Source organism: Tardiphaga sp. 285_C5_N1_2 (assembly GCF_052076065.1).
Taxonomy (GTDB): domain Bacteria; phylum Pseudomonadota; class Alphaproteobacteria; order Rhizobiales; family Xanthobacteraceae; genus Tardiphaga; species Tardiphaga robiniae.
Genome location: NZ_CP197241.1, coordinates 3015280 through 3039992, shown reverse-complemented (window position 1 = coordinate 3039992; position 24713 = coordinate 3015280). Strand labels below are relative to the sequence as shown.

Genomic DNA, 24713 nt, shown 5'->3' with positions numbered 1-24713 from the left:
AGTCGGCAGAGCCGACTAAAGCGCAGACCCGGAATCCCGATGCAATGAGAACTCAAAACATTTCCAGATTCCGGGTTCGCGATCGCCAAGTCGCGCTCGCGCCCCGGAAAGACGTGTGTGTGGCTAGCCGACCAGGTCCGCATAGTCCGCATGCTGGCGCAGATAATCCACCACGAACGAACAACCCGCCACGACCTTCAGCCCATCCGCACGGATCAACGCCAGCGCGCCCTTGACCAGTTCTGACGCGATGCCGCGGCCGCGCAGGGCAGGCGGCGTTTCGGTATGCGTGATGATGACGCGATCGCCAGCACGGTGATAATTCGCAAAGGCGACGGAGTCGCCGACATCCAGTTCGAAGCGATTGAGCGCCTTGTTGTCGCGAACGCCGGTCATGCCGCGTCTTTCAGCAAATCCTGATAGTCCGCATGTTTCGCGATATATGCCGCGATGAAGGGGCACTGCGCCACGACCTTCAATCCCTGTGCGCGGACGGCATCGAGCGCGCCGCGGGCAAGCTGTGAGCCGATACCTCTGCCGCCCAATTCCTGCGGCACGACGGTGTGGACGAAGGTGATGGTATCGGACGTCCGGGTATATTCGGAAAAAGCGATATGGCCGTCGACGGCAAGTTCGAAACGGTGAAGCGAAGTATTGTTATAAACCGCGTTGCTCATTCTCAGTCCATCCACAGGTGTCCGGGAGAAGGTAACAGTCATTTCCAAACGGGTGCAATGCAGCCGCCGCATGCTTCATCTGATAGGGGAAATCCGTGTCGTCGCGCGGGGCTCTTTGCCGTTCTGCGCGCTGTGAAAAATGGCTTTGGCGTGGCCTTGCAAAGGCAAAGCGGGTTCCTACGTCAATTGTAGACATACGCCCCAAAGCGGCCGGATCGGTCGTTTGACAGTTGGAGTGTCATGCCAACGGCCGCTGACGTATGCCTCTTTTGGAGGAGGTCACGATGTCAGACTCTCGGTTTCTCGGTACGCATCGCACGTGGGAAGACTGGTTTGGCATGGCGCTTGGCGTTCTGATTGCGCTCTCGCCCTGGTTTCCTACGCAGAACGGTCATCAATATACCGGGGGGACCCCCAGCGCCATAATCATTAACACGGTGGCGGTTGGCGTCCTGGTATTTGGCCTTGCACAGCTTGAGTATGTCGCGCTGCAACGCTGGGAGGAGGTGGCCGCGATCATTCTCGGTCTGTGGCTGATCGCCTCGCCACTTTTCTTTGGTTATTCCGGCGACGGCATGCTCAGATTCATCCATACCTGCCTCGGCGGTCTCGTGGTGCTGCTGGCAGCACTGCAGTTGTGGCAAGACTGGGATTTGAGCGATGGGGAAATGGCCCAGCACGGGCAGTGACAACAAGCGATCAGGCCCGCCGGTCATGTCGTGAGGCCGGCGGGTTTCGTCTGTCTGTGGCCGGCCGTTAGCGTCCTGGCACAGCCAGCGTCGCGATGACTTCGTCGATCCGGGAAAACACATAATTCGGCGTGCGCGCTTTCAGGGCCGCTCCGCTGGTATAGCCCCACGTCACCGCGCCGAAATCGATCCCGGCCTCGCGTGCAGCGTCGATATCGCGGATCTCGTCGCCGATGCTGATCGTGTCATCGACAGAGATGCCGGTGAGCTCAAGGATGCGCTGGAATTTCGCCGTCTTGCCGAACAGGCCGGCGCCGCAGGCGAAATAGGCGACGTGCTGATCGAGATCGCCGAGCACGTGTCGGACATTGTCCTCGCTATCGGAGCTGACGATCGCAATCGTCATGCCACGCGCCTTCAATTCACAGAACATGCGGTCGACGCCTGGGAACAGCGAAATGCGGTCGATCTGCTGCGCCTTGCGCTTGCGCATGTCGCGCGCAATCAACGGGATCCGCCATTTGGCGACACCGAGCAGCCGGATCAGCTCACCGGCGCCGACGCTCCGCAGCTCGTCGATGCGGTCGCGTTCGACGCGCTGAAACTTGTGCTTGTCGGCGACGGAATTGATGACGCTGAGGAACCACGAAAAGCTGTCGGACAGGGTCCCGTCGAAATCGAAGATGGCGAGCTTATAGGGCATGGCTGGCGGGCGGGGAGGTGGCCGGGGTCTCGGTCTCGGCTGGATGTTTGGCAGTGGCGGTCACGGGCTGGTTCTCGTCTGAGTCGTGGCCGATATGCGACCCGTCTGAAGGATGATCCCATCAGGCCCGGTTTTCAACCCGCATCCGCGCGGCGAAACGATGCACGAGCCGCACGCAAGCGTGCTAAGTCCGTCATTGCCATTTCATATCACCCGCAGGAGGCCCTCATGGCAGACGATAGACCGAACCAGAAAGGCCCCAACACCAAGAAGAAGCAGAAGTGCAAGAATTGCGAAGGCAAGGGCCTGCTGAAGAAGGGCGAGAAGGTGGTGAAGTGCCAGAGGTGTCACGGGACGGGGCTGAGGTGAGGGCAGGGTCGGGTAGCAGCCCGCCATGAGCGTATGCGGGAAATGGGATTAATCACACGTCCCGGATATCGCTCCGCTCATCCGGGTTACGCTTGCTGTCGGTTGCATACGGAAAGGATTTTGAATTCAGTGCGGTCGAAACAAGAGCTTTTTTACTAAGCGATGCCGTTCAATCCAATGAGGTAATGTCCTACATGATTTATTTCATTTTGTAGGTCTATTCCGTTGAAGCTCATAACCGCTTGCGGCCTTCCAGGTTCGACTGGATGCACCCAAGAATACAAATCATATCGCCAGCGATTTGCTATCCCGATGGAGAGACTTCCACCTACGTCACCCTGATCTTCTTCGATTATCGCTTCAGCCGCTGATTTCGGGATTCGAGCAGTCCTTAGAAATTTATCTCCGTGCGTTCGAATGTTTTCAATTTTTTCGAGCAGTCTTTTCTTTCCGCTTCCAAGAATTGTTACGCTGAATTCATCAGCCGGAAGAATTTCCGTGATTTCAACTAGAAAAGAAGAAGACGTTAGCTTTGGTGATAGGTGATAAATCGCAAAACGATCACGATGAGGGCACCATCCGAAAACTGCAGATTCGAATAGACCATATTTACCATTTGAGCCGGCCAAACTCTCTTTGGAAAATCGCTCTGATAGACGCCGCACTAATTCGGCAACATCTTTAAGCATTGGTGGATTTGCTGAGCCGGTAGTCACTAGATTCTGCAAAAAAGTGCTGGCAGTAGCAAAGGTCATCGTGGCCGGGAGTACGTCGCCGGCGAATGAGTAGCCTAGTGATGTGGCAAAGTGGGGTGACGGATTAAAGGATGCAGTTGAGCTCATTCTGCGGCAAGCGATTGGAAGCGAGAATAATTTCGCGCCGCTGTCAGTTCGAATGTTCTGACCACCTGTTTCACCGGTGGTGCTAATCCGCGTATCGGCAACGGACCATATAGCGCTATCGGAAGGTTCAAACCAAATCGCTACCACCGTCATTTTTGCTACCTAGTTAGTCTACCATCATTGATTCCGATCGAGCCATTTCAGAACTAAGTCGTCACTCCGCGGCCTCGCTCGCCTGCTTCCGTTTCTTCGGCTTCCCCGCCTTTTCCAGCACCGGCTTCAAAAACTTGCCCGTATAGCTGCGCGGTGCCTTGACGATATCTTCCGGCGGGCCCCAGGCAACGATTTCGCCGCCGCCGTCGCCGCCTTCGGGGCCGAGGTCGATGACCCAGTCGGCGGTCTTGATGACTTCGAGATTGTGCTCGATCACCACCACCGTATTTCCCTGCGCCACCAGCTCATGCAGCACTTCGAGCAGCTTGGCGACGTCGTGGAAGTGGAGTCCGGTCGTCGGCTCGTCGAGAATGTAGAGCGTGCGACCGGTCGCACGCTTGCTCAGCTCCTTGGCGAGCTTCACGCGCTGCGCTTCGCCGCCGGATAGCGTCGTCGCCTGCTGGCCGACATGGATGTAATCCAGCCCGACGCGGTGCAGCGTCTTGAAGGTCTCGCGCACGCGCGGCACCGCCTTGAAGAAGTCGGCGGCTTCCTCGACGGTCATGTCGAGTACGTCGGCGATCGACTTGCCCTTGAACAGAACTTCGAGCGTCTCGCGGTTGTAGCGCTTGCCCTTGCAGGTGTCGCAGGTGACATAGACGTCGGGCAGGAAGTGCATCTCGATCTTGATGACGCCGTCGCCCTGGCAGGCCTCGCAGCGGCCGCCCTTGACGTTGAACGAGAACCGGCCGGCCTCGTAGCCGCGTGCCTTGGATTCCGGCAGGCCGGCAAACCATTCGCGGATCGGCGTGAAGGCGCCGGTATAGGTCGCGGGATTGGAACGCGGCGTGCGGCCGATCGGCGACTGGTCGATCTCGATGATCTTGTCGATATGCTCCAGGCCCTCGATGCGGTCATGCGGCGCGGCGCCTTCGCTGGCGCCGTTGAGCTTTCGCGCGATCGCCTTGTAGAGCGTGTCGATCAGCAGCGTCGACTTGCCGCCACCGGAGACGCCGGTGACGGCGGTGAACAGGCCGAGCGGCACTTCCGCCGAGACGTTCTTGAGATTGTTGCCACGCGCATTGATGACCTTGATGGTGCGGCGATGGTTCGGCGGCCGGCGCTCCGGCACCGGCACCGACATTTCGCCGGTGAGATATTTGCCGGTCAGCGACTTCGGATTCTTCATCACCTCCTGGGGCGTGCCCTGGGCGACGATATTGCCGCCATGGGTGCCCGCGCCGGGGCCGACATCGACCACGTAGTCGGCCGCGATCACCGCGTCCTCGTCATGCTCGACCACGATCACGGTATTGCCGAGATCGCGCAGCCGCCGCAGCGTATCCAGCAGGCGTGCATTGTCGCGCTGATGCAGGCCGATCGACGGCTCGTCGAGCACATAGAGCACGCCGGTGAGGCCCGAGCCGATCTGGGACGCCAGGCGAATACGTTGGCTCTCGCCGCCGGACAGCGTGCCGGAGGAACGGGCGAGCGTGAGATAGTTGAGGCCGACATCGAGCAGGAAGGAGAGGCGCTCGCGGATTTCCTTGAGGATGCGGACGGCGATCTCGTTCTGCTGCTTGTTGAGCAGATCCGGCACGGACTCGAACCAGTCGCCAGCCTTGCGCACCGACATTTCCGAGATGTTGCCGATATGCTTGCCGCCGATCTTCACACTGAGCGCTTCGGGCTTCAGGCGATAACCCTCGCAGGCATCGCAGGGCACGTCGGAAAAATACTTGCCGAGTTCTTCGCGCGCCCATTCGCTTTCGGTCTCGCGGAAGCGGCGGTCGATATTGGTGACGACGCCCTCGAACGGCTTCTTGGTGTCGTAGGAGCGCACGCCATCTTCATAGGAGAACTTGATCTCGTCATCGCCGGAGCCGTGCAGGATGGCGTTCTGCGTCTTCTTCGGCAGGTCCTTCCACTTGGTGTCGAGGGTGAACTTGTAGAACTTGCCGAGCGCCGTCAGCGTCTGCACGTAATAAGGCGATGACGACTTCGCCCATGGCGCGATGGCGCCCTTGCGCAGCGTCAGTTCCTTGTCGGGAATGACGAGATCGGCATCGATGGTCTGCTCGACACCGAGGCCACCGCATTTCGGACAGGCGCCATAGGGGTTGTTGAACGAAAACAGTCTGGGCTCGATTTCCGGAATGGTGAAGCCGGAGACCGGACAGGCGAACTTCTCGGAAAACAGGATGCGCTCGGCACCTGTCTTGTCGTGAATCTTCGCCACCTTCTTGTCGGACTTCTTGTCTTCCGCGGGAGCGGCAGGCGCATCGGCATATTCGATGACCGCAAGACCTTCGGCGAGCTTCAGCGCGGTCTCGAAACTTTCCGCGAGGCGCTGGCCGATATCCGGCCTGACAACGATGCGATCGACGACGACGTCGATGTCATGCGGAAACTTCTTGTCGAGTACGGGCGCTTCGGCGAGTTCATGGAAGGTGCCGTCGATCTTGACGCGCTGAAAACCCTTTTTGAGATATTCGGCCAGCTCCTTGCGATACTCGCCCTTGCGGCCGCGCACTACCGGCGCCAGCAGATACAACCGCGTGCCTTCCGGCAGCGCCAGCACGCGGTCGACCATCATCGACACGGTCTGGCTCTCGATCGGCAGGCCGGTCGCCGGCGAATAGGGAATGCCGACGCGCGCCCACAGCAGGCGCATGTAGTCGTAGATCTCGGTGACGGTGCCGACGGTCGAGCGCGGATTTTTCGAGGTGGTCTTCTGCTCGATGGAGATGGCCGGCGACAGGCCGTCGATCTGGTCGACATCCGGCTTCTGCATCATCTCGAGGAATTGCCGGGCGTAAGCCGACAGCGACTCCACGTAGCGGCGCTGGCCTTCGGCATAGATCGTGTCGAAGGCGAGGGACGATTTGCCGGAGCCGGACAGGCCGGTGAACACCACCAGCTTGTCGCGCGGGATCGTCAGGTCGACATTCTTGAGATTGTGCTCGCGGGCGCCGCGGATGGTGATGCTGCGCATGTTCGCGGCGGCCTGCTGCCGCTTCGCCTTGATGATCTCGTCCATAACAGGCAATTCCCCAGCGCGCGAGGCGCGCTCATCCGGGCGCGCACCGCCGGCCGGGCCGGGATCAACGCCGATTGATTGTCATCGGAACATAGGAAGAACGAGGACGGATTTCCAGTGCTCCGCAGCAACGATCAACGGTTTGTTGGCGGAGGGGTTGCGAGGCAAGGCTGCAAATCGAACGGCCTGCGCAGGACACGTCTTCCGGTATCGGGCTCATGCCAGTGAACTGCCAATCGGGAGCGCGTCAGGTCTGAGCGAGGCGCCAGCAAAAAGCCCGGCGCGAGGCCGGGCTAAGTTTGTCGGAATGAGGGAAGGCGGTCGCAGTTCTCAATACTTGGCGATGACAGGGCCGCCCCACTTGTAGTTGATGCGGGCGGTGACGACGTCGACGTCCTGGCTGATGCGATCGATACGCGAGGTCACAGGAAGTGTCACAGCGGTGAAGCTGTTGCTGCTGGTCTCCATGAACAGATGGTCGTATTCGACCGCGAAGGACCAGTTTGGCGTGAAGCCATATTCCAGGCCAACGCCAACCGTACCGCCCCAGCGGGTTTCCTTGGCGTTATCGAATACGACATTGGTTCCCACGGTGTAGCCCTGATACTTGTCGCTCGTCACGGCAGCGCCGCCCTTCACGTAAAGAAGGGTGTTGTTCCAGGCGTAACCGATCTGGCCGGTGAACAGGCCGAAGGCTTCGATCTTGGACCGGTTGCCGGTCGTACCGAGTACGAGCTGGCTGACATTCGAGCCCTTGAAGTCTGCCCAGTTGCCCTGTGCTTCCAGACCGAACACCCAAGCAGCGCTCTGCCAGCGATAGCCGATCTGACCGCCAGCCGTGCCGCCGCTTGCGTCATGGCATCCCTCGCTGAAGGCCAGTGCGGCACCGAGAACCTGGGTCGTGTCCCAGCATTTGCGGCTCGTTCCCCAACCACCGTTGCCGCCGATATAGAAACCGGTCCAGTCATAGACGACGGCGATCATCGGAGGCGCCTTGGTGTAGGGCCGTACCGCGAGATCGGCCGCAGAAGCGGACGTTGCCGAGCCGAGAACAGCGAGGGCGGCGGATGCGAGCAGAATTTTCTTCATGGCATGCTCCCCGTGTGAGTGTTTCAACTCTAGCGCGATTCAGGCGATCAGGCTGTGCCTTCCTTGCAACGGAGAAAAACAAACGCAATAGTTGCGTGAAAATTCGCGCGCTACAGTCGTGGGTAGTATTCGACCGCAGGCGATGGGTTAGCTCTTAATCTCTCCGGAATCCGGGCTTCCAGCCAAACGAAAAAGGCCGGCGTTTCCGCCGGCCTTTCCGTAGTCACGAGCCTGAAATCAGGCGCGAAGCTCAGTACTTCGCGACGACCGGGCCACCCCAGTTGAAGCGGTAGTTCAGGCCAGCCTTGACGGTGTGCTCGTCGTTGCGGGACGACAGGCCGACGATGCCAACGGGCGACGGAGCAGCGAAAGTGGTCTTGCCGAAGTCGTAGTACTGGTACTCAACCTTGCCCGACCAGTTCTGGGTGAACAGGTATTCGAGGCCGGCGCCGACGGTGTAACCGTCATGCTTGGTGCCAGCTGCGAAAGCCACCGGAACGGCGCCAACGGTCGTGACCAGCGATTCGCTGTAGTCGGAGTAAGCGTAGCCGCCCTTCACGTAGAGCAGTGCCGGACCCCAGGTGTAACCGATGCGACCGGTGACCGAGGCGAGGCCCTTCTGGTTCAGGTTGTAGGTGACGCCAGCCGGAACGAAAGCGACGTTGGTGTTGTTCGAACCAACCCAGCTGTACTGACCTTCGATGCCGAACACCCAGTTCGGAGCGAACTGGTAGTCATAGCCGATCTGCACACCGCCGAGGAAACGGCCGTCCGAATTGTCGGAGGTGCCGCCGAAGCCGTTCGAACCGTTGAACGCGCCGCCGACGTGACCGCCGATGTAGAAACCGGTCCAGTTGTAGATCGGGGCGGGAACATAAGCCGGAGCCTTGGTATAGGGACGAGCGGCCAAGTCAGCAGCCATTGCCGGAACCGAAGCGCCCAGAGCGATCAAGGCAACGGTGCCCAAAAGAAACTTCTTCATGTGAATTCTCCCCAAAATTGCTTCGCGTCGGCGAAGCCTCGTGTCCCGGCGCAAGCGCCAAATGCAATTCAGTGATCGAAATATACGCAAGTCTGCCAAAAAGTCCGTCACCCAAATAGCACACTCGTCTTCGATGTTTGGCCGTTTCTAAGTTAATGAAAGGTATATGAATTTTGGCGGGGCGCGGTTCCCTTCGGGTTCCACTATTGCTCGACTCAGACGCGACAGCGACGACTCGGCACTTCGTCGTCGCCCAACAATTCGCCAAGGGGTGTTCTTGAGAACAAAAATGGAACATGCTATATGGGACGACGATCATATAAGAGATCGTGGATAACCCGGTCGCGGGGGCCTGCGCGGGAGCGCGGACCGTATAGGGTCGCATCATCAGCGGCGTTTGCGCGCGGGCCAGGGCCTGCGCCGGCGCCCAATCAGCAAATTCAGGTTCGAGCGTAGGAGAGTGGCATGGCGGGTAGCGTCAACAAGGTGATTTTGGTCGGCAATCTCGGCAAGGATCCAGAAGTCCGCCGGATGCAGAACGGCAACCCGGTCGTCAACCTGACCGTCGCGACCTCGGATACCTGGCGCGACAAGGGCACCGGCGAGCGCAAGGAAAAGACCGAGTGGCATCGCGTCGTGATCTTCAGCGAAGGTCTCGCCAAGGTCGCCGAGCAGTATCTGAAGAAGGGCGCCAAGGTTTATATCGAAGGCGCGCTGCAGACCCGCAAATGGACCGATCCGCAGGGTGTCGAGAAATACTCCACCGAGATCGTGCTGCAGGGCTTCAATTCGACGCTGACCATGCTCGACGGCAAGGGCGGCGGCGCGGGTGGTGGCGGCGGTTACGGCGGCGATGACATGGGCGACAGCTTCGGCGGCGGCCAGTCGAGCGCTCCGCCGCAGCGCCGCGTGGCCGCGCCGGCAGGTGGCGGTGGTGGCCGTGGCAGCGACATGGATGACGACATCCCGTTCTGACTGTTGGTTGGAGCTGTGTGTAAACTAAAAAACGCTTTCGTCGCTTCTTCAATGACTTAGCGTTTTTCAGCTTCCGGATTGCCGACGAGACTCGAATCAGATTCTGTGGGCCTCGCTTGTGTAAACAAGGGGGGCTTTCGTTTGATAAATCAACGCATTGCCAGCCGATTCGCGTAAAGCCCGTTGTAATGGAGGGCGGCGAGAGGTTTGGGCTTCTCTTGGACAGGGAGAGCGGGCTGCCGGACCCTTGGGCTAGCTGAGCACAACATTCGCATGATGGCCGCGCTCGTTGAGCCGCTTGCACAGCGCGTGGGCGAAGGTGGTCTTTCCTGCGGCTGCCGGGCCAAAGAACTCGATGATCATGCTCCCGAACCTCAAGAGGTTGTTGGTGCCTGCACGATTCGCCGAGGGTCCTGCACCTGAGGAAACAGGCGTTCCCGCTTTCGCGCCGCGACAATAAAACTCTCCGCCAATAATCCCGGCACCTTGAGCCTCCGGCACGCCTTTTCGAATGGCTCGATCAGCGCCTCGCAGAGATGTGGAAACAACCGGCCCGGTCGCGGGAGATAGCCGTAATACGTGCTCTCCACGACCTCAAATCCCTCATCCGACAGCAGGCTTGAAAATTGATACAAAGTCAGGGTGTTTCGAGGTCTGCTCGGATATGCCCAGTTCAGGACACGACTGAACGACCCGATGGGTGACGTTGCATTGAGCTGGATATTGCACACCAATACGCCGTCGTTGCGAAGATGCCGATAGATCGCCCGCAATGCGTCGCGCCTAAGCGTGTCTTCTGCATTCAAGAAGAACCGAAATGCGGTGGCAACGTCAAATGTCTGTTCGAGAGGAACCTTGGTGACGTCGACGCATAGCAGCGTCACGTTGTCTGGCACCGAAGCTGCCGAAAGCATCGCTTCTGACACATCGACCCCGACAACCGAGCCGAACAACCGAGCGGCGACCTTCGCAATGCGTCCGGTTCCGCAAGCGAAGTCGAGGCTTGTTCGCTGTGGCCCTCCGAGCCGGCGCAGAATGCTTTCGAGCAAGGGCTGTTCGACGTCCCGCCACAATGCCGCGCAATGGCCCACCTCGAAGGTGCTGACGTAGTCGGCAACGACATCAACCGACTGGTGGCTCGCGCGATAGCTGGGCGTGTCACCGTTGAGCATAAGGATATGTCCCTCGAGTCCGCCGACGCTAACCTCGATGTCGGGACGACGTCTTCATGCATTCGCACGATGCCGGAACGGAGCGGCAGGCGTGATCCGACTAGTCGACGGGCGACAGTCCGCGGATCCGAACAGTCATTCAAATGAACGTTGGTGTGGTTTGTAATCCGGCTAAGCTCTGACCTGCAGGTAAATGACAGCTTGTTCCGAGGCGCTGGGCATTCCACCATGATCATCGAGTTATTTGGGCCGCCTGGTGCAGGCAAGACCACACTTCTTCGCGGCCTCTGCCGGGGGCTGGCGCAAGAAGGCATCAACCTGAAGACAGTGAACGGTTATCGCCTGATTGAATATGCGTCGGCCCAGGATGACGGCCCGGAGACGCGCCATGGCATTGGGCGTATTGGCAGAAAGATTGCCACCTCCGGTCCTGTCTTGCTATCGACCCTGCCGAAGGACGGTGTCGCGGCGCGGCTTCTAGCATCAATCCCGCTACGAAGCCGCACATGGTCGTGGCGCATGAAGGTCGACATCGCTCTACTGTGCGAATCTTGGCGTAAAGCGCAGGAATCGGAAGGTTACTTCATTTTTGAAGAGGGCCTGATCCAGGCATTGTGTGCGCTGGTTTTGCTGGCGCGAACTCCAAGCATTGACGTGGTTCGTGACTGCCTAGCGTTCCTTCCGCGACCGGACCTGCTTGTCCAGCTCGATGCGCCGCAGGAAACATTGCGCCGCCGTCTTACGGATCGGCATGCGCACCAGCCGCTCATCGAAGTCCTCCTGTTCGAACTCGGCGTGGACAGGGGCTTGAAGCAGGCCAATATCTCAAGGGAGATCGGCGAGTGCTTGCGCCGGGACGGATGGTCCTTGATACAAGTCAACGGTGCCGACCCCCTCAATTTCGATAAGGTCATCACGCGAGTCCTAGGAGAGCATATCAATGAGGCCGCCCTGGGTGACCAAGGCGATAAAAGCCAAACCACTGGATTAGCTGGCAACTATGAACTTGATGGATCTCAACATTTCGCACGGGGGCCTGGTGGCAGCATCTGACGCTCGCTCACGATTTGAATCATTGCGTGGTCGAGCCCCGGTCCGCCCGGAGCGAGGCATGGATACTTTGGGTCGCCTCGACTAGCGCGGTCCCCTGTCTCGGAGAGCCACCGATGACCGACGACATGAACCTTCGCGCCCTTGTGGAGAAGACCCCGACGCCGATTTGCTGCGCGAGATGATCGGCTTTGCCGCCCAGCGCCTGATGGAGCTGGAGGTCGGCAATCTGACCGGCGCCGGATATGGCGAGAAGACGCCGGAGCGGCTAGCGCAGGGCAACGGCTAAGGGCTCTAGGAGAGGCTGAGTTTACAACCAGCTATTCGAGGAGCCGGATTGTGAAACAATTTCAAGATCTAACACACCTAGTTGACGTTTTGTCCTGCACTTTAAAGTTCTGATCTGCTGTCAGGACGTCCTGAACTTCTGCATCGCGCGCTGTGAGCTGATTGCTCGCAGCGCGTTTTGCTTTTTTGAGGGGACGGTTAGCTGCGGCAACGTGGCGGACATATGATCTTTACAATGGAAAGATTTCTGCGATGGTGAGCTGACGCTACCTCCTGAACGCGAGGGCCACCATGTCGCTGCAGCCGCTGCTTGATGCCGCCGCTCCAATCCCGCTGCATGCTTTTGCGGCCATGGTCGCATTCGTGCTCGGTGTCGTTCAATTGATCGCGCCCAAGGGCACGCTGCCACACAGAACGGTCGGCTGGATCTGGGTGATCCTGCTCGCCACCGTTGCGATCAGCTCGTTTGGGATCCATGGCCATAGCTACCGGCTGTGGCGAGACTGGAGCCCGATCCACCTGCTGTCGATCATCGCGCCGGTGATGCTGGTGGTCGGAGTGGTCGCCGCACGCCGGCACCGCGTCAGGGCGCATGCCATCACCATGATTTCGATCTTCGCCGGCGCCCTGGTGATCGCCGGCGTGTTCACCCTTGTGCCCGGCCGGGTCATGCACACCGTGGTGTTCGGTCGCTAGATTGCTGCAAGACGGCCGCTGGATTTCCGCAAGATGCGGCGGGTTCGGGCTGGCTTATTCGGGGCCACTTCACAAGCCCTGTACAGCTCCCGTAAGCATTTGAAAAATCAGCAAGAAAATAGAGCCGCGGGCGTTGTCTGCGGGGTGGCTTGAAGCCGCGCGATGCGCTATATGATTCCCAGCAAAACCTGACCGGAAATCATCCTTGTCCGACACTGAAGACCAGAAGCCTGGGGAGCCACCGGCCCCCTCGGATATTCGTCCCGTATCCATCCTCGATGAGATGAAGCGTTCGTATCTCGATTACGCCATGAGCGTGATCGTGGCGCGTGCGCTGCCGGATGCGCGCGACGGCTTGAAGCCTGTGCATCGGCGCATTCTCTACGCGATGTACGAGAACGGCTTCGAATGGAACAAGCCATATCGCAAGTCGGCGCGAACCGTCGGCGACGTCATCGGTAAATATCATCCGCACGGCGATCAGTCGGTCTATGACGCCATGGTCCGCATGGCGCAGGACTTCTCGATGCGCGTGCCGCTGATCGACGGTCAGGGCAATTTCGGTTCGGTAGATGGCGATCAGGCCGCCGCGATGCGATACACGGAATCGCGCCTGACCAAGATCGCGCAGTCGCTGCTCGACGATCTCGACAAGGACACGGTCGACTATCAGGACAACTATGACGGCTCGTTCCGTGAGCCACGCGTGTTGCCCGCGAAGTTTCCCAATCTGCTGGTGAATGGCGGCGGCGGCATTGCCGTCGGCATGGCCACCAACATCCCGCCGCACAATCTCGGCGAAGTCATCGACGCCTGCGTCGCGTTGATCGATGATCCGTCACTGACCATTGACGATCTGAACAAGATCATCCCAGGTCCGGATTTCCCGACCGGCGGCATCATTCTCGGCCGCGCCGGAATTCGTACGGCCTATCACACCGGCCGCGGTTCCATCGTCATGCGCGGCAAGGTCTCGATCGAGCCGACGCGCAAGGATCGCGAAGCGATCATCGTCTCGGAAATTCCCTACCAGGTGAACAAGGCCACCATGGTGGAGCGCATCGCCGAACTGGTGCGCGACAAGAAGATCGAAGGCATTTCCGATCTACGCGACGAATCCGACCGCGACGGTTTTCGCGTCGTCGTCGAATTGAAGCGGGACGCGGTGCCGGAGGTGGTGCTCAACCAGCTTTACAAGTTCACGCCGCTGCAGACCAATTTCGGCGCCAACATGGTGGCGCTCGACACCGGTCGTCCGTTGCTGATGAACCTGAAGGATCTGCTGACGATCTTCGTCGCGTTCCGCGAACAGGTCGTCACGCGCCGTACCAAGTTCCTGCTCAACAAGGCGCGCGATCGCGCGCATATCCTCGTCGGCCTCGCGATTGCAGTGGCGAATATCGACGAGGTCATCCGTGTCATTCGTACTTCGCCGGATCCCGCCACCGCACGTGACATCCTGATGGAGCGTCATTGGCCCGCGCAGGACGTGGCGACGATGATGATGCTGATCGACGATCCGCGTCATCGCCTCGAGGAAGACGGCACCGCGCGGCTGTCCTTCGAACAGGCCAAGGCCATTCTCGATCTGCGACTGGCTCGCTTGACAGCTCTGGGCCGCGAAGAAATCTCCGACGAGCTGGACAAGCTCGCCGTCGAGATTGCGGACTATCTGGAGATCCTGCGTTCGCGCGCGCGCGTTCAGGGCATCATCAAGGACGAGCTCGGTGCGGTGAAGTCGGAATTCGCGACGCCGCGCAAGACCGTCATCATGGAGCAAGAGGGCGAGGTCGAAGACGAAGACCTGATCCAGCGCGAAGACATGGTGGTGACGGTGTCGCATCATGGCTACGTCAAGCGCGTGCCGCTTTCGACCTATCGGGCGCAGCGCCGCGGCGGCAAGGGCCGCTCCGGCATGGCGACGCGCGACGAGGATTTCGTCTCGCGTCTGTTCGTCGCCTCGACCCATACGCCCGTGCTGTTCTTCTCGTCGCGCGGCCAGGTCTATAAGGAAAAGGTCTGGCGTCTGCCGATCGCGCCGCCAAACGGCCGCGGCAAGGCGATGATCAACATCCTGCCGCTGGAGCAGGGTGAGCGCATCACCACGATCATGCCGCTGCCTGAGGACGAGGCGACGTGGAACGATCTCGACGTGATGTTCGCGACCACCGGCGGCAATGTCCGCCGCAACAAGCTCTCTGACTTCGTCGATGTCAGGCGCTCCGGCATCATCGCCATGAAGCTCGATGAGGGCGAAGCGATCGTCGATGTGCAGATCGCCACCGAACATGACGACGTGCTGCTGACAGCGGCCGGCGGCCAGTGCATCCGTTTCCCGGTGACAGACGTTCGCGTGTTCCAGGGCCGCAGCTCGATGGGCGTTCGCGGTATCTCTCTGGCGGACGGCGACAAGCTGATCTCGCTCACCATCCTGCGCCACCTCGAGGCCAATTCCGATGAGCGCGCTGCCTATCTGCGCCGTGCCAATGCGGTACGTCGCGGCGGCGCCGAGGAGCGTGCCGATGTCGCGGACGAAGCGGCAGCGGCTGTAGAGACCGAAGAGGCGACCGGCGCCATCGAGCTCGGCGAGCAGCGCTATGTCGAGATGTCGGCCAGTGAGCAGTTCGTGCTGACCATCAGCGAGAACGGCTACGGCAAGCGGACCTCGTCGTTCGAGTACCGCACCACCGGCCGCGGCGGTAAGGGCATCGTCGCGATGTCGGTCAACAACCGTAATGGCAAACTGATCGCTTCGTTCCCGGTCGAGGACAGCGACCAGATCATGCTGGTCACCGACAAGGGCCAGCTCATCCGCTGCCCGGTGGAAGGTATCCGCATTGCGGGCCGTTCGACCCAGGGCGTCATCGTGTTCAACACGGCTGACGACGAGCACGTCGTGTCGGTCGAGCATATCGGCGAGGCGGGCGAGGGCGAAGAGGGCGAGAATGGCAACGGTGCGCCGGTGGCGGAAGGCTGAGGCTCTCCGCAGCGGCTGGCACGTTGATAAAAAACCCGCGGTCATGCCGCGGGTTTTTCTTTTATGTATGTGATGTGCGGGATGGGTTGAGCGAAGCGAGAACCCAACACCTCGCGCTTGCTCGGTCGAAAGGGGCTTTTCGGCGCTATGCGCCTGCGCTCTTCGGCACCGGCGTATTGAGCAGCTGTTGCTCCCACAGATACGCAATGCCGCTGCCGCCTGCATGCTGCGTCATCACTTCCGTTAGCTTGGCGGCGCTCTCAGCCCGCGCCCAGTCGCGCTGCCATTCGGCCGCCACTGCCAGCCAGGTCATCATGTTGGCGCCGGCCGCGATCATGCGCTGGATGGCGACCTGATGGGCCTCGACCGAAACGGCGCCCGAGGCATCGGTGACGACCGTTACGTCCCAGCCCTCGCCGAGGGCCTGGATCGTCGGCATCGCGACGCAGATCTCAGTCCACAGGCCCGCGATGATCAATTGCTTGCGGCCCGTTGCCTTGACGGCATCCACCGCTTTCGGGTCTTCCCAGGTGTTGATAAAGGTCCGGTCGATCACCTCCTGGCCGGGGAACACGTCGGTGATCTGAGGGAATAAGAGACCGCCACGCTCGGCGAGCACCGAGGTCAGGATGGTGGGAACGCCGAACGCCTTGGCGGCCTTCGCCAGGCCCGCCGTATTGTTGATCACCATCTGCGGTTCATGGCTGTTCACGTTGGCGAGCTGGTAGGGCTGGTGGTCGATCAGAATGAGGACCGAGTCTTCGGGACGAAGGAGCGACGCAAGGCCATTACGAAAGGTCATGAATACATCCTCTGCTGCCGTTACGGGTGAGGTTGGTTTGCCGGGAGACGTGTGACGACAGCGGCACCGTCTGGGCGCGGTATTGCCGTTCCTCGGCGTAATGGGGTAGTGCCCTCCCGTGCCAAGCTGTGTCGCGAAACGGGGAACGCTGAATGGACATCGAAGAGCTGCGGACATTCGTGGAAGTTGCCGATGCCGGGGGCGTTTCGCCCGCTGCGCGTCGGCTCAGCGTCTCCAAGTCGATCGTCAGTCGGCAGCTTGCTCGCATTGAAGCGGAACTTGGCGTGCAGCTTCTCGCACGAACCACGCGCGGCGCTGCGCTCACCGAAGCGGGGGTCGCGTTTCGCGACCATGCAGCGCGTGCTTGCGCCGAGATCGACGCGGCCAGGGAGTTGCTCCTGCCTGATGGCGAGCTTTGCGGCCGCTTGCGCATCGCGGTGCCGCTTACTTTCGGCCCAACGCACTTAGCTCCCGTGCTTGCGGACATGGCGCGACGGCACCCGCAGCTCCACATCCATAGCGTCTACAGTGATCGCTTCGTTGATCTCATCGCCGAAGGTTTCGATTGCGCGATCCGGGTTGGTTATCTTCCGGACTCCAACCTGATCGCGCGACACGTCGGGCCTATCTATGGAAAACTGGTCGCCAGCCCGGACTATATCGCAGCGCATGGTTCCCCCGAGACGCCGGACGAACTCGTCGCGCATCAGGCTCTCATGCAGGGCACAGAAGCCTGGCAATTCATGGACGGCGACAAGACAATCACGGTGCGCCCGCAAGGGCGCTTCAAAGCTGATAACGGCACGGCTCTCCGCGCCGCAGCATTGGCAGGACTGGGCATCGCTTGGCTCCCCGATGGCATCACCCATGACGATGTCGCCTCCGGCGCGCTTGTTCCGGTCATGACACGCCATCCGTCGCCACCGGCAGGTGTCTATGTCATCCGCCCGCCAAGTCAGCATCCCCCTCGAAAGGTGCGAGTCCTCACCGAAATGCTCATCACGTGTTTCGCAGAGGCTCCGCGCCTTGCGGGCGTGGATCGCTAGAACGCAGACAGGAGGCCTCGACGTTCGGCCAGGCCTGCTGTGAGCAGTCGCGACCGGCCGAGGCTTAAGTCGCGCGCGGCTTAAATCTCGATTTCGGTGCCGAACTCGACGACCTGTCTGGTCGGGACGTCGAAGAAAGCAGCTGAGCGTTCGGCGTTCCGCTGCAGGAACGCGAATACGGTTTCGCGCCACACCGCCATGCCGGCGACCTTGTCGCTGGGGATGATGGTCTCGCGGCCGATATAATAGGTGATGTCGGCGAGATCGATGCCGGGTAGCTTGCCCTGCTCGCACGCCAGACTCAGTCCATCGGAAATCGTCGGATATTGCATGAAGCCATAATGCAGGATGACGCGCGTGATGCCTTCGATCACTTCGATGATCTCGGCGCGATCGGCATCCGGGACGCGCGGCACTTCGGAGATCTGCACGGTCACCAGAATGACGCGCTGATGCAGAACGTGGTTGTGCTTGACGAATTGCGTCAGAGCCAGCGGCACGCCATTCGGCGTGGATGCAAGGAACGCCGCGGTGCCATTCAGCCGCGCATGGCAGCGACTGACGGCTGTCTCGATCAGGTCTTCTTCGGGCTGACGCAGCTTGGCCCGTGCGCTTTCGACGAGTTTGACACCGCTGCGCCATGTCAGCATCAGGAACGCCACAGCAGCCGCCAAGATGAGCGGAAACCAGCCGCCTTCGAACAGCTTCGTGGAATTGGCGGCGAAGAAGATGCAATCGATGATGAAGAAGAAGCCATTCACCGTCACGACGAGAAGCGGCGGATAGCCCCATTGCAGCGCGACCAATGCCGCGAGCAGCGTGGTGATCGCCATCAGCAGCGATACGGCGATGCCATAGGCGCCTGCCAAGGCGTCGGATGTGCCGAAGCTGAGCACGGCGGCCAGCGTCGCCGCCGCCAGCAGCCAGTTCACCAGCGGCACATAGATCTGACCCATGGCGTGGCTGGTGGTGTGCCGGATCTGCATCCGCGGCAGGAAGCCGAGCTGGATCGATTGCTGCGTCAGCGAGAACACACCGGAAATGATAGCCTGCGATGCGATCACCGTCGCGACGGTCGCAAAGGCCACCAGCGGGTAGTGCAGCCAGTCCGGCGCCAGTTGATAGAACGGGTTGTTGATGGCGGTAGGGTCGGCGATCAGCAGTCCCGCCTGGCCGAAATAGTTCAGCACCAGCGCCGGCAGGGCTATGGCAAACCATGCAAGCCGGATGGGAATCCGTCCGAAATGACCCATATCGGCATACATTGCTTCACCGCCGGTCACGGCTAGGAAGGCGGCGCCGAGAATGGCAAAGCTGATGTGGAAGTCCTGATGGATCAGGAATTCGAAGGCATAGAGCGGACTGACAGCAGCGAGCACGCCGGGCGATTGCACGATGCCATGGATGCCGAGCAGCGCGAGCACGGCAAACCAGCCCAGCATCACCGGCCCGAAGATGCCGCCGATGAAACCGGTGCCCTTGCTCTGCATCAGAAACAGCCCGATCAGAATGATGACGGTGAGCGGCACCACGGCCGGCGCCAGCGACGGTGCATCGACCTTCAGGCCTTCAATGGCTGACAGAACCGATATCGCCGGCGTGATGGCGCCGTCACCATAGAGCAGGGCGGCACCGACGAGACCGACGACCAGCAAATGTATGCGCCATGTGCCCGGCTCTGCGTTGCGCGCGTGGAGCAGTGCCAGCAGGGCGACGATGCCGCCTTCGCCGCGATTGTCGGCGCGCAGAATTAGAAGTGCGTATTTCAGGGAGATAATCAGGATCAACGCCCAGAGGATCAGCGACACCACGCCGAGCGTTGCTTCGGACGTGAGAGGCCCGCCATGGGCCGCCGCCTTTACGGCTTCCTTCAGTGCGTAGAGGGGGCTGGTGCCAATGTCGCCGTAGACGACACCGAGCGCGCCGATCGTTGCCGTGAGAGGAAGTCCGCCAGAGTGGCCTGGCGATGCGGCTGGGATGGCGGTCACTGGCAGCCCTCACGGGACTCGCGCTTGACAATTGCGCTTGACCGGCAGTCTGCGACGTTGCGTCGCGAATTACTATGAAATTAGTTGAAGTAGGTATCGCGAGAATTTCACTGAACTATGCGTCATGCGGGTTCGGGGAGTGGATCGTGGTTGTCCAGATTGAATATCAGGACAGCCCCGGCTCTGGCCGGGGCGCGGTATTCCTTTCCGCCTAGCGACGCTCGGTGGTCACCAGGCGGGCTTCGCGGATGGTGACGGTCTTGGTAGCGGCGTTGCGCAGGCAGGAGGCCTCGAAATTCGGCCAGGCCTGTTCCGAGCAACCGCGGCCCACGGCACGGATATCCAGACGGTCGGCCTTGGCGAGCGCCACCGGCACCGACGCCTCGACCTTCGGGGCAAAGCCCGGGAGAACGGTGAGGGCGGCTGCAATGAATGCTGCGACGGCAACTGCTGAAAGAGCCTTGATCATGACGGTCCCCTGTCATTCGGGCCGTTTTGGCCCGGTTTGTTTGTCGCTTCCTGTGCTTGCCTGATTAATCAGGCCCGGTTTCAGGAAGTTGTCGTGTCCGGGCAAAGTGGTTTCATCCGGCCCGGTTTGTGTTTCATCCGAACGCGTGTGACGACATATGAAGCTGGAAAGCCCAGTGTTTTCAGCATCGTCGCTGCGTACCCAGTAGACGCGCTGACTTGCCTTCCGGTTCGAGCCCGGCCGGAAAATAAACATCGGCCGTTCGGCCGTAGCGGACGGAACCAAGTCGGCTTGCGGCCCGAACGGGGGCGGGGTAGGAGGGGGAATGCCTCGTATCGCGCTCTATCCCGGTTCATTCGATCCCGTCACCAATGGCCATCTCGACGTGGTCCGCCATGCCGTTGGCCTGTGCGACAAGCTCGTGGTCGCGATCGGCGTTCACCCTGGCAAGAAGCCGCTGTTCTCGACGGACGAGCGGCTGGAGATGGTGAAGCAGGTGTTCGGACCGCTGGCCTCAGCCGCCGGCTGCGAATTCGACTGCACGACCTATGACAATCTCACCACCACACTGGCGCAACAGATCGGTGCGACCATCATGATCCGTGGGCTGCGCGACGGCACCGATCTCGATTACGAGATGCAGATCGTCGGCATGAACGAGACTATGGCGCCGGATGTGCAGACGGTATTTCTTCCGGCCTCGGTGAGTGTCCGCCCGATCACCGCCACACTGGTCCGGCAAATCGCCGCCATGGGCGGCGACGTTTCGGCTTTCGTCCCGGACGCGGTTGCCAAGAGCCTCAAGTCCAAATTCGCCGCTTAATCAAACGCCGGCTGACCGGCTTTCTCTGATCCGGAGTTTCCATGATCCGTATAGTCGCACTTGCTGCCGCGCTGATGTTCGCGGCTCCCGCTTTCGCGCAGGCTCCGGCAGCCCTTCCGGCTGGCCTCGACAAGGCCAATTCGGTCGTGATCGACACGACCAAGGGCCGGATCATCATCAAGCTGCGCACCGATATCGCCCCGCAGCACGCCGAGCGCATCAAGCTGCTCGCCCGCGAAGGCTACTACAACAACGTACCGTTCCACCGCGTGATGGACGGCTTCATGGCGCAGACCGGCGATGGCAAGAACTTCAACGGCACCGGCGGATCGAAGTATCCGAACCTGAAGGCCGAATTCTCGCAGGTGCCGTACAAGCGCGGCGTTGTTGGCATGGCACGTGCCGGCGATCCGGATTCGGCCAATTCGCAGTTCTTCATCATGTTCGCGGAGGGCTCGTCGCTGAACGGCAAATACACCGTGGTTGGCGACGTCGTCGCCGGCATGGACGTCGTCGACAAGCTCAAGAAGGCGCCTCCCGGTTCGGCCAGCGGCGCCGTGACCGACCCTGACAAGATGGTCAAGGTTCAGGTCGCTTCCGACATCAAGTGAGCATCATGATGCCGCGATGCAGGGTGATTGCTCTGCTCGCGGCATTATTGCTGTCTGGCGTCCTTCAGGCGCATCCGGCATCGGCTCAGTCTGACGCCGTGAGTACGCTGGAGGGCATGTTCGGAAGGCTGAAAGCGTGCTGGCATCCGCCCGCCTTGCCGCGCGGCCATCCGGGCATGGAGATCACGGTACTGTTCAGCTTCAAGCGATCCGGTGAACTTCTCGGAAGGCCGCGAATTACCTTCGAGACGCCGGATGCCTCCGAGGCCGACAGCGTTGCTTACCGAACGGCTGTGATGGAGACATTGCAACATTGCACGCCGATGCCATTTACCGGGGGCCTGGGCGACGCGGTCGCTGGACGCCCCTTCCGAGTGCGGTTTGACGACCGCCGAAACCAACCCAAACCAGTAGAGAGACGAGCATGGCTGTTACCGAGAATACTTTGATCCTTGAAACCACCCAGGGTCCCGTCACCATCGAGATGCGCCCGGATCTGGCACCGGGCCATGTCGCCCGTATCAAGGAGCTCGTGCGCGAAGGCTTCTACGACGGTATCGTCTTCCACCGCGTCATCGACGGCTTCATGGCGCAGACCGGCTGTCCGCAGGGCACCGGCACCGGCGGTTCGGGCAAGAAGCTGAAGGCCGAATTCAATAACGAGCCGCATGTGCGCGGCACGCTGTCGATGGCGCGCGCGGCCAGCCCGGATTCCGGAGACAGCCAGTTCTTCATCTGCTTCGACGACGCGTCGTTCCTCAACAAGCAGTACACTGTCTGGGGCAAGGTCACCGAAGGCATGGAGAACGTCGACAAGATCAAGCGCGGCGAGCCGGTGCAGAACCCCGACAAGATCGTCAAGGCGCATATGGCCGCCGACGCGGCTGCCTAAGTTAAGCTCCTCCCTCACGTTCGTCATGCCCGGGCAGCGCGAAGCGAACTTCGCTAGTTGTCCCGGGCATCCTCGTTTTATAGGCATCAACACCAAGGCGTGGATGGCCGGGACAAGCCCGGCCATGACGGAGTGGGAATAACTACAAACCCATGCGTACCGATATCTTCGATTTCGAACTTCCGGCCGAGAACATCGCGCTGCGGCCTGCCAGCCCGCGCGACGCCGCGCGGCTACTTGTCGTTCAGCCGGGTATTGGCGTGCAGGATCATGTCGTCTCGGATCTGCCGACCTGGCTGAAGCCCGGCGATCAGCTGGTCGTCAACGACACCAGGGTGATCTCGGCGCAGCTCAGCGGCCGCCGCATCGGCCGTGACACCGAACCGAAGATTGACGCCACGCTGATCAAGCGGCTCGACGGTTCGCGCTGGCAGGCGCTGGTGCGGCCCGCCAAGAAGCTGACCGAAGGCGACACGGTTCGCTTCGGCAATGAAGGCCGTGTCTGCCTGCTCGGTCATCTCGACGCGCAAGTCGAGCACAAGGGCGATGCCGGCGAAATCATCTTCTCTTTCTCGTTTCACGGCCCGGCGCTGGATCAGGCGATTGCCGAACTCGGCGCGCCGCCGCTGCCGCCTTACATCGCCGGAAAGCGCGCTCCGGACGAGCGTGATACGGCTGACTATCAAACCATGTTCGCCGCCAATGACGGCGCCGTCGCCGCACCGACGGCGGGATTGCATTTCACGCCGGCACTGGAAGCCGCTCTGAAGGCGCGGGGCGTCGGCCTGCATCGCATCACGCTGCATGTCGGAGCAGGGACGTTCCTGCCGGTGAAGGTCGACGACACCGCAGAGCACAAGATGCATGCGGAGTGGGGTACGATCTCGCGCGCAACGGCGGATGCGCTGAACGCAGCGCATGCGGCCGGCGGACGCGTTGTTGCCGTCGGCACGACCTCAATGCGTTTGCTGGAAAGCGCAACGTCCGAGGACGGCGTTATTCATCCGTTCGCTGACGAGACTGCGATCTTCATCACGCCCGGCTATCGTTTCCGCGCCGTCGATATCATGCTCACGAATTTCCATCTGCCGCGTTCGACGCTGTTCATGCTGGTCTCTGCCTTTGCCGGCATGGATACGATGAAGCAGGCCTATGCCCATGCCATCGCGACCGGCTATCGTTTCTATTCATACGGCGACGCCAGTCTGCTGTTTCGGGACACACGCAATCAATGACCGTCGCCAATCATTTCGAACTGCTGCGCACTGACGGCACGGCACGCAGGGGCCAGCTGACGACGCCGCATGGCGTGGTGCGCACACCGGCCTTCATGCCGGTGGGCACCCTCGGTGCGATGAAGAGCCTGCACTGGCGCGACGTGCGCGATGCCGGTGCCGATATTGTGCTCGGCAATACCTACCACCTGATGCTGCGTCCCGGCGCCGAACGCGTCGCGTCGTTCGGCGGCCTGCAGAAATTCACGACCTGGAACGGTCCGATGCTGACCGACTCCGGCGGCTTCCAGGTGATGTCGCTGGCGCAGCTGCGCAAGGTGACGGAGCAGGGCGTCACGTTCCGCTCGCATATCGATGGCGCGAAGTTCGAATTGACGCCGGAGCGGGCCATCGAGATCCAGCGGCTGCTAAATTCGGACATCGCGATGCAGCTCGACGAATGCGTGCGGCTGCCAGCGGAACATGCCGATATCGACCGCGCCATGCAGCTATCGCTGCGCTGGGCCGAGCGCTGCAAGCGCGCCTTCGAGACGGCGCCTGACGGTTACATGCTGTTCGGCATCGCGCAGGGGGGCGATGTGCCGGAACTGCGCCGCGCCAGCGCACAGGGGCTAATCGATATCGGCTTTCATGGATACGCGATCGGCGGCCTCGCCGTCGGCGAGCCGCAGGCCGTGATGCTGGCGATGATCGAGGAAGTGGTTCCGATCCTCCCCTCGGATCGGCCGCGCTATCTGATGGGCGTCGGCACGCCGGATGATATGCTGGAAGCAGTGGCGCGCGGCGTCGACATGTTCGACTGCGTGATGCCGACCCGTAACGGCCGCCACGGCATGGCCTTCACACGCCACGGCCAGATCAATATGCGCAATGCGCGGCATCAGGACGATCCGCGGCCGCTGGACGAAGAGAGCACCTGGCCGGCCGCGCGAGACTATTCGCGCGCCTATCTGCATCATCTGGTGCGATCAGGTGAGACCCTCGGCGCGATGCTGCTGTCGGAAATCAACATCGCCTATTACCAGAGCCTGATGCAGGGCATCCGCGCAGCCATCGAGGCCGGAACGTTCGAAGAGTTTCGGGCGCATACGCGCGAGGGCTGGGCACGCGGCGACATTCCGCCGCGGTAACCGGAGGTCAACTAG

24 protein-coding genes and 1 pseudogene are annotated in these 24713 nt (G+C 60.9%); 14 read left to right on the top strand and 11 right to left on the bottom strand.

The window, feature by feature from the left end:
* Nucleotides 1-123: 123 nt before the first annotated feature.
* Together AB7951_RS14515 and AB7951_RS14510 are read right to left on the bottom strand one after the other, a co-directional pair.
* Nucleotides 124-396 (bottom strand): GNAT family N-acetyltransferase, encoded by a 273-nt coding sequence (locus tag AB7951_RS14515; protein ID WP_120289885.1) that lies wholly within the window; start codon nucleotides 394-396, stop codon nucleotides 124-126.
* Nucleotides 393-677, bottom strand: coding sequence for a GNAT family N-acetyltransferase (locus AB7951_RS14510; RefSeq protein ID WP_120289883.1), 285 nt, complete (start codon nucleotides 675-677; stop codon nucleotides 393-395). The genes AB7951_RS14515 and AB7951_RS14510 overlap by 4 nt, the downstream gene beginning before the upstream one ends.
* A 284-nt stretch (nucleotides 678-961) precedes the next feature.
* Here AB7951_RS14510 and AB7951_RS14505 point away from each other — a divergent pair, with 284 nt between their 5' ends.
* Nucleotides 962-1366 carry an SPW repeat domain-containing protein gene (locus tag AB7951_RS14505; protein ID WP_089264717.1) on the top strand — a complete coding sequence of 135 codons (405 nt, stop codon included), beginning with the start codon at nucleotides 962-964 and terminating at the stop codon, nucleotides 1364-1366.
* Nucleotides 1367-1433: 67 nt separating this feature from the next.
* On the opposite strand, the gene AB7951_RS14500 is transcribed toward AB7951_RS14505, so the two are convergent.
* The gene (locus AB7951_RS14500; protein WP_089264461.1) at nucleotides 1434-2069 is read right to left on the bottom strand and encodes an HAD-IA family hydrolase; all 636 of its coding nucleotides are present in this window, start codon (nucleotides 2067-2069) and stop codon (nucleotides 1434-1436) included.
* A gap of 228 nt (nucleotides 2070-2297) precedes the next feature.
* Here AB7951_RS14500 and AB7951_RS14495 point away from each other — a divergent pair, with 228 nt between their 5' ends.
* Entirely contained in the window at nucleotides 2298-2438 is a 141-nt protein-coding gene (locus tag AB7951_RS14495; RefSeq protein WP_165826921.1) for a hypothetical protein, read from the top strand.
* A 155-nt stretch (nucleotides 2439-2593) separates the two neighbouring features.
* On the opposite strand, the gene AB7951_RS14490 is transcribed toward AB7951_RS14495, so the two are convergent.
* The 4 genes from AB7951_RS14490 to AB7951_RS14475 form a co-directional block, all read right to left on the bottom strand.
* Complete coding sequence (locus AB7951_RS14490) at nucleotides 2594-3433, bottom strand: hypothetical protein (protein WP_147421640.1); 840 nt, start codon at nucleotides 3431-3433, stop codon at nucleotides 2594-2596.
* Between the two features lie 61 nt (nucleotides 3434-3494).
* Nucleotides 3495-6473 carry an excinuclease ABC subunit UvrA gene (gene uvrA, locus AB7951_RS14485; protein ID WP_120289879.1) on the bottom strand — a complete coding sequence of 993 codons (2979 nt, stop codon included), beginning with the start codon at nucleotides 6471-6473 and terminating at the stop codon, nucleotides 3495-3497.
* Between the two features lie 330 nt (nucleotides 6474-6803).
* Nucleotides 6804-7562: an outer membrane beta-barrel protein gene (locus AB7951_RS14480; protein ID WP_120289877.1), complete on the bottom strand. Its 759-nt coding sequence runs from the start codon at nucleotides 7560-7562 to the stop codon at nucleotides 6804-6806.
* 250 nt (nucleotides 7563-7812) lie between these two features.
* Nucleotides 7813-8544 (bottom strand): outer membrane protein, encoded by a 732-nt coding sequence (locus AB7951_RS14475; RefSeq protein WP_120289875.1) that lies wholly within the window; start codon nucleotides 8542-8544, stop codon nucleotides 7813-7815.
* Between the two features lie 465 nt (nucleotides 8545-9009).
* Between AB7951_RS14475 and AB7951_RS14470 the strand changes: the two genes are divergently transcribed.
* Complete coding sequence (locus AB7951_RS14470) at nucleotides 9010-9519, top strand: single-stranded DNA-binding protein (RefSeq protein WP_092142634.1); 510 nt, start codon at nucleotides 9010-9012, stop codon at nucleotides 9517-9519.
* 374 nt (nucleotides 9520-9893) lie between these two features.
* On the opposite strand, the gene AB7951_RS14465 is transcribed toward AB7951_RS14470, so the two are convergent.
* Entirely contained in the window at nucleotides 9894-10691 is a 798-nt protein-coding gene (locus tag AB7951_RS14465) for a class I SAM-dependent methyltransferase (protein WP_120289873.1), read from the bottom strand.
* 228 nt (nucleotides 10692-10919) lie between these two features.
* Here AB7951_RS14465 and AB7951_RS14460 point away from each other — a divergent pair, with 228 nt between their 5' ends.
* From AB7951_RS14460 to gyrA, 4 genes and pseudogenes are all read left to right on the top strand, one after another.
* Nucleotides 10920-11744, top strand: coding sequence for a sulfate adenylyltransferase (locus AB7951_RS14460; protein ID WP_244628505.1), 825 nt, complete (start codon nucleotides 10920-10922; stop codon nucleotides 11742-11744).
* A 113-nt stretch (nucleotides 11745-11857) separates the two neighbouring features.
* A pseudogene (locus tag AB7951_RS14455) lies at nucleotides 11858-12027 on the top strand (IS256 family transposase); the annotation flags it as partial.
* Between the two features lie 293 nt (nucleotides 12028-12320).
* The gene (locus tag AB7951_RS14450; RefSeq protein WP_120289871.1) at nucleotides 12321-12725 is read left to right on the top strand and encodes a DUF2306 domain-containing protein; all 405 of its coding nucleotides are present in this window, start codon (nucleotides 12321-12323) and stop codon (nucleotides 12723-12725) included.
* 205 nt (nucleotides 12726-12930) lie between these two features.
* Nucleotides 12931-15702, top strand: a complete 2772-nt coding sequence (gene gyrA, locus AB7951_RS14445; protein ID WP_120289869.1) for a DNA gyrase subunit A — start codon at nucleotides 12931-12933, stop codon at nucleotides 15700-15702.
* Nucleotides 15703-15847: 145 nt separating this feature from the next.
* On the opposite strand, the gene AB7951_RS14440 is transcribed toward gyrA, so the two are convergent.
* Nucleotides 15848-16504 (bottom strand): hydrolase, encoded by a 657-nt coding sequence (locus AB7951_RS14440; protein ID WP_120289867.1) that lies wholly within the window; start codon nucleotides 16502-16504, stop codon nucleotides 15848-15850.
* A gap of 152 nt (nucleotides 16505-16656) precedes the next feature.
* Between AB7951_RS14440 and AB7951_RS14435 the strand changes: the two genes are divergently transcribed.
* Nucleotides 16657-17550: a LysR family transcriptional regulator gene (locus AB7951_RS14435; RefSeq protein WP_120289865.1), complete on the top strand. Its 894-nt coding sequence runs from the start codon at nucleotides 16657-16659 to the stop codon at nucleotides 17548-17550.
* An 80-nt stretch (nucleotides 17551-17630) separates the two neighbouring features.
* Here AB7951_RS14435 and AB7951_RS14430 read toward each other — a convergent pair whose 3' ends face one another.
* Complete coding sequence (locus tag AB7951_RS14430; RefSeq protein ID WP_120289863.1) at nucleotides 17631-19538, bottom strand: KUP/HAK/KT family potassium transporter; 1908 nt, start codon at nucleotides 19536-19538, stop codon at nucleotides 17631-17633.
* A gap of 211 nt (nucleotides 19539-19749) precedes the next feature.
* Nucleotides 19750-20007 carry a hypothetical protein gene (locus AB7951_RS14425; RefSeq protein ID WP_068730768.1) on the bottom strand — a complete coding sequence of 86 codons (258 nt, stop codon included), beginning with the start codon at nucleotides 20005-20007 and terminating at the stop codon, nucleotides 19750-19752.
* A gap of 325 nt (nucleotides 20008-20332) precedes the next feature.
* Here AB7951_RS14425 and coaD point away from each other — a divergent pair, with 325 nt between their 5' ends.
* The 6 genes from coaD to tgt all read left to right on the top strand — a co-directional run bounded on the left by coaD (nucleotide 20333) and on the right by tgt (nucleotide 24698).
* Nucleotides 20333-20830: a pantetheine-phosphate adenylyltransferase gene (gene coaD, locus AB7951_RS14420; protein WP_089264449.1), complete on the top strand. Its 498-nt coding sequence runs from the start codon at nucleotides 20333-20335 to the stop codon at nucleotides 20828-20830.
* Nucleotides 20831-20871: 41 nt separating this feature from the next.
* Complete coding sequence (locus tag AB7951_RS14415; protein WP_089264448.1) at nucleotides 20872-21441, top strand: peptidylprolyl isomerase; 570 nt, start codon at nucleotides 20872-20874, stop codon at nucleotides 21439-21441.
* A 5-nt stretch (nucleotides 21442-21446) separates the two neighbouring features.
* A complete protein-coding gene (locus AB7951_RS14410; protein ID WP_120290341.1) occupies nucleotides 21447-21890 on the top strand; it encodes a hypothetical protein in 444 nt (147 codons plus the stop codon).
* Nucleotides 21866-22333 (top strand): peptidylprolyl isomerase, encoded by a 468-nt coding sequence (locus AB7951_RS14405; protein ID WP_089264447.1) that lies wholly within the window; start codon nucleotides 21866-21868, stop codon nucleotides 22331-22333. Before AB7951_RS14410 ends, AB7951_RS14405 begins: the two co-directional genes overlap by 25 nt.
* A gap of 152 nt (nucleotides 22334-22485) precedes the next feature.
* Complete coding sequence (gene queA, locus AB7951_RS14400; RefSeq protein WP_120289861.1) at nucleotides 22486-23568, top strand: tRNA preQ1(34) S-adenosylmethionine ribosyltransferase-isomerase QueA; 1083 nt, start codon at nucleotides 22486-22488, stop codon at nucleotides 23566-23568.
* Nucleotides 23565-24698 carry a tRNA guanosine(34) transglycosylase Tgt gene (gene tgt, locus AB7951_RS14395; protein ID WP_120289859.1) on the top strand — a complete coding sequence of 378 codons (1134 nt, stop codon included), beginning with the start codon at nucleotides 23565-23567 and terminating at the stop codon, nucleotides 24696-24698. Before queA ends, tgt begins: the two co-directional genes overlap by 4 nt.
* The last annotated feature ends 15 nt before the right edge of the window (nucleotides 24699-24713 follow it).

Coding starts and splice junctions, on each gene's coding strand:
- AB7951_RS14510 (WP_120289883.1), bottom strand. CDS start 677: ATGAGCAACGCGGTTTATAACAATACTTCGCTTCACCGTTTCGAACTT.
- AB7951_RS14465 (WP_120289873.1), bottom strand. CDS start 10,691: ATGCTCAACGGTGACACGCCCAGCTATCGCGCGAGCCACCAGTCGGTT.
- AB7951_RS14490 (WP_147421640.1), bottom strand. CDS start 3,433: ATGACGGTGGTAGCGATTTGGTTTGAACCTTCCGATAGCGCTATATGG.
- AB7951_RS14495 (WP_165826921.1), top strand. CDS start 2,298: ATGGCAGACGATAGACCGAACCAGAAAGGCCCCAACACCAAGAAGAAG.
- AB7951_RS14440 (WP_120289867.1), bottom strand. CDS start 16,504: ATGACCTTTCGTAATGGCCTTGCGTCGCTCCTTCGTCCCGAAGACTCG.
- queA (WP_120289861.1), top strand. CDS start 22,486: ATGCGTACCGATATCTTCGATTTCGAACTTCCGGCCGAGAACATCGCG.
- AB7951_RS14425 (WP_068730768.1), bottom strand. CDS start 20,007: ATGATCAAGGCTCTTTCAGCAGTTGCCGTCGCAGCATTCATTGCAGCC.
- AB7951_RS14500 (WP_089264461.1), bottom strand. CDS start 2,069: ATGCCCTATAAGCTCGCCATCTTCGATTTCGACGGGACCCTGTCCGAC.
- AB7951_RS14405 (WP_089264447.1), top strand. CDS start 21,866: ATGGCTGTTACCGAGAATACTTTGATCCTTGAAACCACCCAGGGTCCC.
- AB7951_RS14470 (WP_092142634.1), top strand. CDS start 9,010: ATGGCGGGTAGCGTCAACAAGGTGATTTTGGTCGGCAATCTCGGCAAG.
- AB7951_RS14460 (WP_244628505.1), top strand. CDS start 10,920: ATGATCATCGAGTTATTTGGGCCGCCTGGTGCAGGCAAGACCACACTT.
- AB7951_RS14480 (WP_120289877.1), bottom strand. CDS start 7,562: ATGAAGAAAATTCTGCTCGCATCCGCCGCCCTCGCTGTTCTCGGCTCG.
- AB7951_RS14410 (WP_120290341.1), top strand. CDS start 21,447: ATGATGCCGCGATGCAGGGTGATTGCTCTGCTCGCGGCATTATTGCTG.
- AB7951_RS14475 (WP_120289875.1), bottom strand. CDS start 8,544: ATGAAGAAGTTTCTTTTGGGCACCGTTGCCTTGATCGCTCTGGGCGCT.
- coaD (WP_089264449.1), top strand. CDS start 20,333: ATGCCTCGTATCGCGCTCTATCCCGGTTCATTCGATCCCGTCACCAAT.
- AB7951_RS14505 (WP_089264717.1), top strand. CDS start 962: ATGTCAGACTCTCGGTTTCTCGGTACGCATCGCACGTGGGAAGACTGG.
- AB7951_RS14435 (WP_120289865.1), top strand. CDS start 16,657: ATGGACATCGAAGAGCTGCGGACATTCGTGGAAGTTGCCGATGCCGGG.
- tgt (WP_120289859.1), top strand. CDS start 23,565: ATGACCGTCGCCAATCATTTCGAACTGCTGCGCACTGACGGCACGGCA.
- AB7951_RS14515 (WP_120289885.1), bottom strand. CDS start 396: ATGACCGGCGTTCGCGACAACAAGGCGCTCAATCGCTTCGAACTGGAT.
- AB7951_RS14450 (WP_120289871.1), top strand. CDS start 12,321: ATGTCGCTGCAGCCGCTGCTTGATGCCGCCGCTCCAATCCCGCTGCAT.
- AB7951_RS14415 (WP_089264448.1), top strand. CDS start 20,872: ATGATCCGTATAGTCGCACTTGCTGCCGCGCTGATGTTCGCGGCTCCC.
- uvrA (WP_120289879.1), bottom strand. CDS start 6,473: ATGGACGAGATCATCAAGGCGAAGCGGCAGCAGGCCGCCGCGAACATG.